Source organism: Planctomycetia bacterium (assembly GCA_034440135.1).
Taxonomy (GTDB): domain Bacteria; phylum Planctomycetota; class Planctomycetia; order Pirellulales; family JALHLM01; genus JALHLM01.
This window is the reverse complement of sequence record JAWXBP010000265.1, coordinates 1-8779: the sequence shown is the minus strand read 5'-3', so window position 1 is coordinate 8779 and position 8779 is coordinate 1. Positions and strand designations below refer to the sequence as shown.

Here is an 8779-nt window from a genome sequence, read left to right as displayed (position 1 = left end):
GTTAGGCATCGCGCCAAGGGCCTGAACGGTACGACTGGGCAAAGTTTCTAAAGTATCAGCCTCGGTTTTATCGAAAGTACCATTCGGAAGGCTTGTTCTCACACGGCCGCAACATGCAGTTCGTCGCGGTCGCCGCAGGTGGGAACGAGTAGCAGGGGGGTCCTGCCTACAAAGCCGTGGACGACCATCGGTCGCCTGCGCGCTCCGCTCCCAAAGCGGTGCGCGTCGGCCCAATTGGACGCCGGCCTCCCCTGCTCCGCGCTTCGCCGAGTGTCGCCAGGTAGTCAGGGATTATCCGTACTAGAGCGGTTGAACCTGCCGTTCCCCATTTTACGGATTTTCACTGACTTCCAATTGGCTGTTAGCCGATGGTGACTGTTAGGGCGCGGGCCAGAGGGAACTGAGCCACAGCCGAGCAAACTGAGTGAAATTGTTGGAGAGCCCCGAACCCAGATGTTTTCCACCGCCGCACGAAGCTTCGCATCCCACAGCCAGCCCGAAGGATTGATGCGAAGCCAGCCGGCGAGAGAACAAGGGGCCGACCAATTGGTTCACGCCAGGACACCGCCTGGAAGAACCAACACCCGAAACCATAGCGAATGTGAAATGGAGAGCCCGCGATGAAGGTCTTCACGACAGGTCAAGTCGCAAAAATCTGTAAGGTCGCCCCGCGCACCGTCAGCAAATGGTTTGACTCGGGACGCCTGAAAGGTTACCGCATCCCCGGATCGCAAGATCGTCGCATCCCACGCGAATATCTGATCCGGTTCCTCAAAGAACACGGCATGCCCTTGGGCGACCTCGAAGACGAGGCCATGGCCAAGGTCCTCGTGGTCGGCCAGGATCAACTTCTGATCGAAAACTTGAAGCGCGAACTCCCGCTTGAAAGATCATTCAAGCTGGCGGTCGCCGCCTCGGGCTTCGAAGCCGGCATTCAAGCCGAGAGCTTCCACCCGGATTGCATCATCGTCGATTTCTCAATCGGCCGCACCGAAGCGTTGCAGATCTGCCAGAACCTGCGCCGCAACCCGGAATACGCCGACACGATTCTGATTGCCTTGTTGCCGGACGACGGCAACAGCAACAGCTTCGATCGCTCGACGATCAACGAGACGTTCAAGAAACCGTTCGACGCGGCCCTGTTGGCCGAACGTCTGCGGACCTTGATCGGCGCTCGCAAAGAGCTGGTCTAGTAAGACGACCAGCAAAGCGGCCGCCCCTCTCCAGGCGGCCGCTCATTCGCAGCAAAAAATAATCCCCCGTCGCGGCTAGACCTCCGCGCCGGGGGTTTTTTATTGCGCTAGCGCGAAGTTTGATGCCTCAGCGTATAATTCCGATATGTCACCACTCGAAGACGCTTTGTCATCGATTCGTCAGTTATCCGCCGATGAGAAACGGCGACTGCGGGACTATCTCAACGCGGAGCTCGCGTCGACGGCTGAACAGCCACGTCCCGCCCCATCGGAAACGACGAACCCAACCGCCGCCACCAACTTCGGCTGGGCCCGCGAGTTCGTCGTCGTTCGCGATGACTTCGATGCGCCGCTCGAGGATTTTCGCGAGTACATGTGAGCTACGTGCTCGCCACGAGTTTTCTACGTCTGGTTCGCTGCGAGTAATTTCTAGTACAGCCGCTAAGGTTCGCGACGATGACGAACTCGCCCGAAATCCTCCGCTTCTATCCGAATCGAACAAAGTTGGTGCTATTTGCCGCGGGTTGCAGTGTGGGAGTGACGATGGGTGTGTGGCTTTGTATGCTCACTGCGATTCTCGGAGGCTTGTTCGTCGCAATGTTCGGACTTGCGCTGGTTGTCGTCGTGCTTCAACTGCTGCCGAACAGTTCCTATCTCGAAATTCGAAGCGATGGCTTCACAATGCGCGGCTTCTATCGGGATCATTTGTATCTCTGGCAAGACATCCAGGCGTTCGTTCCGATTTCGATTCATGGAAATCGAATGACGGCGGTCACCTTTACACCCGAGTTCGCGGGACGTGTCTGGGGGCGCAACATGTCTCAAGCCCTTGCCGGTTGCGATGGGGCGATCCCGGAGTACGGTGTTCCCGCAGACAAGATGGCCGACATTCTGAATGAGTGCCTAGCTCGATTTCATGACGCCACGCCTACTGGGTAGTAAGTACAGTAAAGTCTCCGTTAACCAGTACGCTTGGCCACTGCGCTTGCCTGTATTGCAATTCGCAGTACAATTGCTTTGGAGGAAAGCAGCTATGTCCCGTGCCACTCAAAAACGAACCAAGAAGAAAACCGCCCCCACCGGCAGTTCGCTGATGGTCCGACTGGATCAAGAGAGCAAGCAGCTCCTGGTCGAGGCGGCCAAGTTGCGGCATGTGAGCGTGAGTGACTTTGTCCGGCTGGTCACTGTGCCGCAGGCCCGGCGCGAGGTCGAAGCGGCACAGGAACAGACGATCCGCATGACGCCGGAAGAGCAGTTGGCCTTCTGGAACGCGCTGCACGAACCCGTAAAATTAACGCCTGCCCAGCTTGAGTTGCGAAAGGTGATTAGGGGCGAAGCGTGATAGGCGTTCGAATACCTGAAGGATTCTCTTGGGAACTCCTCGCCAAGCGTCATCCTCGCCGCACATTCCATTGCGGCGAACCGGCGGTTGACGCGTGGTTAAAGACGCAGGCCCTACAGAACCAGCAAAAGCGATTGTCGTCGACGCGCGTGCTGTTATCGGCCGACAACCAAATCGCCGGCTTCTACACACTTGCGATGAACCAGGTCGATGTCAGCGAACTGCCCGAGGATATTGCCCGACACCTTCCCAAGCGACTACTTCCCGTCGCCGTATTGGCATGGATGGGCGTCGACTTGAAGTTTCGTGGCCAACTACTGGGTCGAGGGCTGGTCGCGCAGGCAATTCGCACTTGCCATGAGGGCGGCCGAACTTTTCCATTTGTCGCCCTTCTGATCGACTGCCTGAACCCTTCTGTGAAAGCCTTCTACCAGCGCTGGAATTTCCGTGAAGCGCCCGGGCAACCCATGCGGCTATTCCTCAGTGCCGCGGAGTTGGCGGCACTGGTTGAGTAGCGGGGCACGCAAATGAACCAGACGCGGGTTGGAATTCGAGTTTGCCTCATCCCCGCCACCCTCCTCGCCGCCTGGCTCGGCATGCAGCAAGTCCACGAGCTAGGCCACGTCCTCGGCGCCCATCTCACCGGCGGGCGCGTCGAACGAGTCGTGTTGCATCCGCTCAGCTTTTCCCGCACCGACTTGGCGCACAACCCGCACCCGCTCGTCGTGGCCTGGGCCGGGCCGATCTTCGGCGCGCTGGCGCCGCTGTTGATCTGTCTCGCTGCGGAACGGCTCAAGCTGTCCGGCGCATATGTGCTGCGCTTCTTCGCCGGCTTCTGCCTCCTGGCCAACGGACTCTACCTCGGCGTCGGATCGTTCGACCGCATCGGCGATTGCGGCGACTTGGTCCGACACGGCGCGGCGATCTGGCAACTCTGGCTCTTCGGCCTGGCGACCGCACCGTTAGGATTATGGCTCTGGAACGGACTGGGGCCAAAGTTCGGCCTCGGCAAGAACGCGCAAGACGTATCGCGCCGGCACCTCATCGGCGTCGTCGCCGTGAATATCGCCCTGTTGGCGAGTGCGCTCGCCGTGGGCGGTGGTTAAACTGACTGCAAGGCACAAGGCTCTCTGCGTAGCGTGAAGTAGAATTGCATCATGCGAACAGTTGTAACAGAATTCGAATCGCAAGCGGTCGGCGCGCTTGTCAGCTACGGCGACACTGGCTGCAAGTTGGATCTATTCAACCAATGCGCGCTGGCCTTGACACACGAACGCTATTCCAATCAGCTACACGAGTCCGTTTACATATTTGCGAAGCGCCCCGAACTCGGAGCGCAAGTCTTCCTTGACATCTTTCCGATGCCTCAAGCCGCGACCGAGGCAACCCAGGAGTTGGCGTTCTACCACAACCAACGAGCCAACTTCCGCCTGCCGGCTGGGCAACGCTTCAGCGAAGACTTTCTTGCGCCATCCGCCGTCGGGTTTCACTCCCACGAGGCGTTTCTCACGCGCGATGGCCGCACTAGACGGCGAGTCGTTCATCACTTTGTCGGTGCTCACCGCGCCATCCTGCTCGTCTACTCGCGCGACGACGCCGCCTTCCTCGCGAGCCCATTCGTCACCGCCGTGCAATCGGGTCTAAGCCTGCACGACTTGCCGCTCGAGGAGCCATTCCTGCGCACGACCACGAGCTAGACTGCGATCCCTAATCGCCAATCGTCCGCAACCCCCGCTTCAAAATCCGCTCCGTCTCCTTGCATTTCGACTCCTTCCGCCACCGCGCACAAACCTCCCGCACCCAATCCGGCTGCGATTTGCTGGCGTCGTTCAGCCAGTTGCCGACTGAATCCTGCACATACTTCGCCGGATCGGCCTTCAGCGGCGCTAAGATCGGCAGCCCAAGCTCCGGTTCCTGTTTCAATCGCTCGATATGCCGGCACCACACGCCGCGCGGGCGCGTCGATTCACTCGCAAAACGGCGAATGTTCGGATCGTCGTCGAGCGACCACTCCGCCAGCAACGCAATCGCCGTTTCCAACTCCGCGGTCAGATGCTCGCGCACTGCCATCCACGCCGCTTCGCGCACGCCCATGTTCCGATCAGCCGCCAACGGGCGGATGCGTTCCAGCCGTTCGCTCAGCCTCAACGAATCGCACTTGCCGACAAGATACGCGCCCCACGAGCGCACCACGTCGGACGGATGCGAGATCAACGCTCGATAAGGCTTGGCGAATTGCCGCTTCCCGCCAAACGCGGACGCCAGCACGCCGCCGATGGCGACCATGTCCTTCAACGTCGTGCGCTGGGAGTTCGCCTCCAACGCCCGGCCGACCTCCGGCAAATGCGCAATCCAGTCGTGTTTGGCGAACACAACCTCGGCCAACCGTGTCTGATCGACCACCAGCCATTCGCAAAGATTAACCGTCTCGATCCGCCCCGCGTCAAGCAATGCGCGCACCTCACGCGGCACGTCGCGCGTGGTCCGCGCGCCTTTGCGTTGGAGGATCGAATCGGGAATGTTAGTATGGTCCATTGGATGTCACATGTTGTTGCGATGCGGATTTGCGCCATAGTCTCCTTTCGCTCCGCGAAAGGCCGCCCTTTCGCGGAGCGAAAGGAGACTATGTTCGTTGCCGCCTCATCAACCTTCTTATCGCCCACGGCCAGACCACGGTCAACCACGATGCGGAACGCCACTGTCGACGCCCTCCACCTCCATCCCACCGACAACCTCGCCGTCGCCACGCGGTTGCTGGAATCAGGCGAAGCGATCGAAGTCGCCGGCGGAAAGGTGAAGCTACGCGAATCGGTTCGGCTGGGGCATAAGTTCGCCGTCGCGCCGATCGCGAAAGGAGAACGCACTCGCAAATACGGCCAAACGATCGGCTTCGCCACCGAGCCGATCGAACCCGGCGCATGGATTCATACGCACAACTGCGCCGCGGGCGAGTTCGCGCGCGACTACGCGTTTGCCCAGGAAACCCCGCCCGATCCCCAGCCGTTGGAAGGTTACACGTTCCAAGGCTATCGCCGCGCCGATGGCCGCGTCGGCACGCGCAACTATGTGGCCGTGGTGTCGTCGGTGAATTGCTCCGCCACGGTTTGCAAATACGTCGCCGAGCGGTTCAATCGCGACTTGTTGAAACAGTTCCCCAACGTCGACGGCGTCCTGCCGATCATGCATCAAACCGGTTGCGGCATTCAATACGGCGGCGAGGCCCACCAGATGCTCGCGCGAACGCTGGCCGGGTTCGCCAAACACCCGAACGTCGGCGCGTACTTGATCATCGGTCTCGGCTGCGAGACTGGCACGATCGGCTACCTGATGGAGCATGAAAAGCTCGTGCAGATCGGCGGCCCGACGCCGGTGCGCCCGCCGGCGATCAGCATGCAAGACGTCGGCGGCACGGCGGCCGCGATCGAGGCAGGCATCCAGCAACTCGCCGCGCTCCTGCCTCGCGCCAACGACGTGCGCCGCGAAACGGTGCCGGCCTCCGAGATCGTCCTCGGTCTCAATTGCGGCGGCTCTGACGGCAATTCCGGCATCACGGCGAATCCTGCGCTCGGCGTCGCAAGTGACCTGCTCGTCGCAGCCGGCGGCACCGCCATGCTGGCCGAGACCCCGGAAATCTACGGCGCGGAACATCTCCTCACGCGTCGCGCGAAGACGCGCGCCATCGGCGAAAAACTCGTCGAGCGCATCAAGTGGTGGGAACGCTACACCGGCCTGTTCGGCGTCAGCATGGACAACAACCCCTCGCCGGGCAACAAAGAAGGCGGCCTCACCACGATCTACGAAAAATCACTCGGCGCCGTCGCCAAGGCCGGTTCCACGGCCCTCGCCGGCGTGTACGAATACGCCGAACCCGTCACCGCCCGCGGCATGGTCGTCGTCGATACGCCCGGCTTCGATCCCGTCAGCGTGACGGGTATCGTCGCCAGCGGCGCGAACGTCGTCTGTTTCACCACCGGCCGCGGCAGTTGCTACGGCTGCCAACCAACGCCGTCGATCAAGATCGCCTCGAACACGCCAATGTACGAGCGCATGCAAGCCGACATGGATCTCAACGCCGGCGAAATCCTCCGCGGCGAACCGATCGCCGACGTCGGCAAACGCATCTTCGATTTGATTCTCGAAACCGCCAGCGGGCGAAAAACCAAGAGCGAAGAACTCGGCATCGGCGCATTGGAGTTCGCCCCCTGGAACGTGGGACCGACCCTGTGAGCGAAGCGAAGCGTGTCATCGTGCTAAGCGTCGATCGCCTGCGCACGCAGTTCCTCGGTTGCTACGGCAACGCCTGGATCGCCACGCCGGCCATCGATCGTCTGGCCTGCGAATCGATTGTCTTCGACGACGCGCACGCCTCCGGCCCAAACTTGACGGACTTCTTTCAATCCGCGTGGCATCCCGCGGCGCGTGAGTGGATCGCCGGCGCCACGTCGACGTTCATTTCTGACGATGCGGAAGCCACGGCGCTCGCCGGCGCGGCCGGATTTGCGGAGGTCATCGAATTGCCATCAGGCGTCGGCGCAGCGCAGGCCGAAGATTTGGAAGAAACGCACCTGGCCAGCGTGTTCGCCGCGGCGACCGAGCAACTCCTTCAAACGCCGCACGAAGCGAACCTGTTCTGGCTGCACATCGGCTCATTGGGACAGGTCTGGGACGCCCCGCGCGCCTTGCGCGAACGCTACCACGAAGACGACGACGCACCACTACCGGAGTTTGTCGAACCACCCTGCAAACTGCTCGCCGCCAACTTCGATCCCGACGAACGCTGGGGCTGCGCCCTTGCCTACGCCGCGCAAATCTCCACGTTCGACGCCTGCCTGGACTTGTTCCTCGAACAACTGCGCACTTCCGCGCTTTGGTCCAACGCGACGTTCCTGCTCTGCGGCGTACGCGGCTATCCCCTCGGCGAACATCGCCGCGTCGGACCGTTCGATGAATCACTGTACGGCGAATTGCTGCATGTCCCCTGGATCATGCGGCTGCCCAGCGCAGCGCAAGCGCAGCAGCGCCGTCCCGAATTGACATCTGCCGAAGACCTCGCGGCAATCATCCACGGCGCAGCGCCCACGGCGCGCGAACGGTTGACCTTTTCGAGCGCCGAAGAGGAAACCGCGTTGCGCACCCGAGAATGGTTCCTGCGCCGCACAATCCGCGCAGGCGAACCGCGCGTCGAACTCTACGTAAAACCCGACGATCGCTGGGAAGTCAACAACGTCCACGACCGCTGCCGCGACGTCGTGGAAGAGTTGCTGGCCGCGCCTATCCAGTCCCTCCCATCGCCGGGTCGCTGATCGACCACCGCCCCGTTTCGACGCGGCCAGCGAAGCGCTGTTGGTAGCCGGGGTTGCCACCGATCGTCACACTGAAATCGTACCAACCGTGATCGTGAGCCGACTCCACAACCAACGTGGCGGCCTGGCCCGGACCGAGAAACCGCTGTTCGTCGGCGCGTCGGTAAGTGGAATCGCTGACGACGAACGGAAGTTTCCGCGTGTGGTCGCGATTACTCAAGTGAATCGCCACGTGCCCGTTCGCCGGATCGTCGACGCTGGCCGTGGGGAATCGCTCGATGCGTACGTCTGCCTGCGGATCGGCCGGGGAACCCTGGAACTCTCGGTAAAACCCGTTCGGTCCATGCACAGCAAAGTTGTATTTCCCGTCGGTGAAGTCCGCGATCGTCCACGCGTCCTCCAGATGTTCACCTGCTGACAGCGCGTAGTTGCGCACCGCCATTTCGCCGTCCGCGCTCCGCGCGAAGACGATAAACGGCGAGCCAGCCGCTGCCTCGCCGAATTGCTGTTTGCCCGCGGTGAACCGGATCACGAATTGTCGGCGATCCTCGGACAAACTGCCGTCGACCGCCAGCTCGTACGGCAGCGGGCTCGATTTCCTCACGCCGACTTCTTGCCGCGGCATGAAGGGAGACTTCGCCACATCGTTGCGCAGTTGTTCCACTTGCTCGGCGCTCAAAGCCTGAAACCCCGCCGGCAGTTGCTTGAACTGAGCGCGGTGAATCCCTTCCACGACTTCATCGCGATCGAGCCGCAAGGCGTCGGGCGTCTTGTCGCCGGAGAATGGCTGGAACGACGACGTCAAATCGCCGCACACCGCGCGCCGCCACGCGCTGATATTTTCGGGTCTTCGCCAGAATCTGTGGGTGAATTGACGACGAGTTGGCGGGGCGACGGTTGGATTTTATGAGGCATGGCAGGGTGTTCAAGGGTTGGGGAAG

General features: G+C 61.3%; 11 protein-coding genes. 9 read left to right on the top strand and 2 right to left on the bottom strand.

Annotated elements, in window-relative coordinates; translation table 11 throughout:
• Positions 1-620 precede the first annotated feature (620 nt).
• From SGJ19_16370 to SGJ19_16340, 7 genes are all read left to right on the top strand, one after another.
• The gene (locus SGJ19_16370; GenBank protein MDZ4781830.1) at positions 621-1193 is read left to right on the top strand and encodes a helix-turn-helix domain-containing protein; all 573 of its coding nucleotides are present in this window, start codon (positions 621-623) and stop codon (positions 1191-1193) included.
• Between the two features lie 145 nt (positions 1194-1338).
• The gene (locus SGJ19_16365; GenBank protein ID MDZ4781829.1) at positions 1339-1572 is read left to right on the top strand and encodes a DUF2281 domain-containing protein; all 234 of its coding nucleotides are present in this window, start codon (positions 1339-1341) and stop codon (positions 1570-1572) included.
• Between the two features lie 77 nt (positions 1573-1649).
• Complete coding sequence (locus SGJ19_16360; protein ID MDZ4781828.1) at positions 1650-2132, top strand: STM3941 family protein; 483 nt, start codon at positions 1650-1652, stop codon at positions 2130-2132.
• A gap of 94 nt (positions 2133-2226) precedes the next feature.
• The gene (locus SGJ19_16355) at positions 2227-2535 is read left to right on the top strand and encodes a DUF1778 domain-containing protein (protein MDZ4781827.1); all 309 of its coding nucleotides are present in this window, start codon (positions 2227-2229) and stop codon (positions 2533-2535) included.
• A 134-nt stretch (positions 2536-2669) separates the two neighbouring features.
• Complete coding sequence (locus SGJ19_16350; GenBank protein MDZ4781826.1) at positions 2670-3050, top strand: N-acetyltransferase; 381 nt, start codon at positions 2670-2672, stop codon at positions 3048-3050.
• A gap of 12 nt (positions 3051-3062) precedes the next feature.
• On the top strand, positions 3063-3641 hold the full coding sequence (locus tag SGJ19_16345; GenBank protein ID MDZ4781825.1) for a M50 family metallopeptidase: 579 nt from the start codon (positions 3063-3065) through the stop codon (positions 3639-3641).
• 51 nt (positions 3642-3692) lie between these two features.
• Entirely contained in the window at positions 3693-4232 is a 540-nt protein-coding gene (locus tag SGJ19_16340; GenBank protein MDZ4781824.1) for a hypothetical protein, read from the top strand.
• A 10-nt stretch (positions 4233-4242) separates the two neighbouring features.
• On the opposite strand, the gene SGJ19_16335 is transcribed toward SGJ19_16340, so the two are convergent.
• Positions 4243-5070, bottom strand: a complete 828-nt coding sequence (locus tag SGJ19_16335; protein MDZ4781823.1) for a DNA alkylation repair protein — start codon at positions 5068-5070, stop codon at positions 4243-4245.
• A gap of 150 nt (positions 5071-5220) precedes the next feature.
• Here SGJ19_16335 and SGJ19_16330 point away from each other — a divergent pair, with 150 nt between their 5' ends.
• Positions 5221-6762: an altronate dehydratase family protein gene (locus SGJ19_16330; protein ID MDZ4781822.1), complete on the top strand. Its 1542-nt coding sequence runs from the start codon at positions 5221-5223 to the stop codon at positions 6760-6762.
• The gene (locus SGJ19_16325; protein ID MDZ4781821.1) at positions 6759-7838 is read left to right on the top strand and encodes a sulfatase-like hydrolase/transferase; all 1080 of its coding nucleotides are present in this window, start codon (positions 6759-6761) and stop codon (positions 7836-7838) included. The genes SGJ19_16330 and SGJ19_16325 overlap by 4 nt, the downstream gene beginning before the upstream one ends.
• On the opposite strand, the gene SGJ19_16320 is transcribed toward SGJ19_16325, so the two are convergent.
• Positions 7807-8655 (bottom strand): phospholipase domain-containing protein, encoded by an 849-nt coding sequence (locus tag SGJ19_16320; GenBank protein MDZ4781820.1) that lies wholly within the window; start codon positions 8653-8655, stop codon positions 7807-7809. The two genes, SGJ19_16325 and SGJ19_16320, sit on opposite strands and share 32 nt — an antisense overlap.
• Positions 8656-8779 lie beyond the last annotated feature (124 nt).

What these genes read in the sequence shown, in the direction of transcription:
- SGJ19_16370 (MDZ4781830.1), top strand. Translation starts at nt 621, where the DNA reads ATGAAGGTCTTCACGACAGGTCAAGTCGCAAAAATCTGTAAGGTCGCC.
- SGJ19_16365 (MDZ4781829.1), top strand. Translation starts at nt 1,339, where the DNA reads ATGTCACCACTCGAAGACGCTTTGTCATCGATTCGTCAGTTATCCGCC.
- SGJ19_16360 (MDZ4781828.1), top strand. Translation starts at nt 1,650, where the DNA reads ATGACGAACTCGCCCGAAATCCTCCGCTTCTATCCGAATCGAACAAAG.
- SGJ19_16355 (MDZ4781827.1), top strand. Translation starts at nt 2,227, where the DNA reads ATGTCCCGTGCCACTCAAAAACGAACCAAGAAGAAAACCGCCCCCACC.
- SGJ19_16345 (MDZ4781825.1), top strand. Translation starts at nt 3,063, where the DNA reads ATGAACCAGACGCGGGTTGGAATTCGAGTTTGCCTCATCCCCGCCACC.
- SGJ19_16340 (MDZ4781824.1), top strand. Translation starts at nt 3,693, where the DNA reads ATGCGAACAGTTGTAACAGAATTCGAATCGCAAGCGGTCGGCGCGCTT.
- SGJ19_16335 (MDZ4781823.1), bottom strand. Translation starts at nt 5,070, where the DNA reads ATGGACCATACTAACATTCCCGATTCGATCCTCCAACGCAAAGGCGCG.
- SGJ19_16330 (MDZ4781822.1), top strand. Translation starts at nt 5,221, where the DNA reads ATGCGGAACGCCACTGTCGACGCCCTCCACCTCCATCCCACCGACAAC.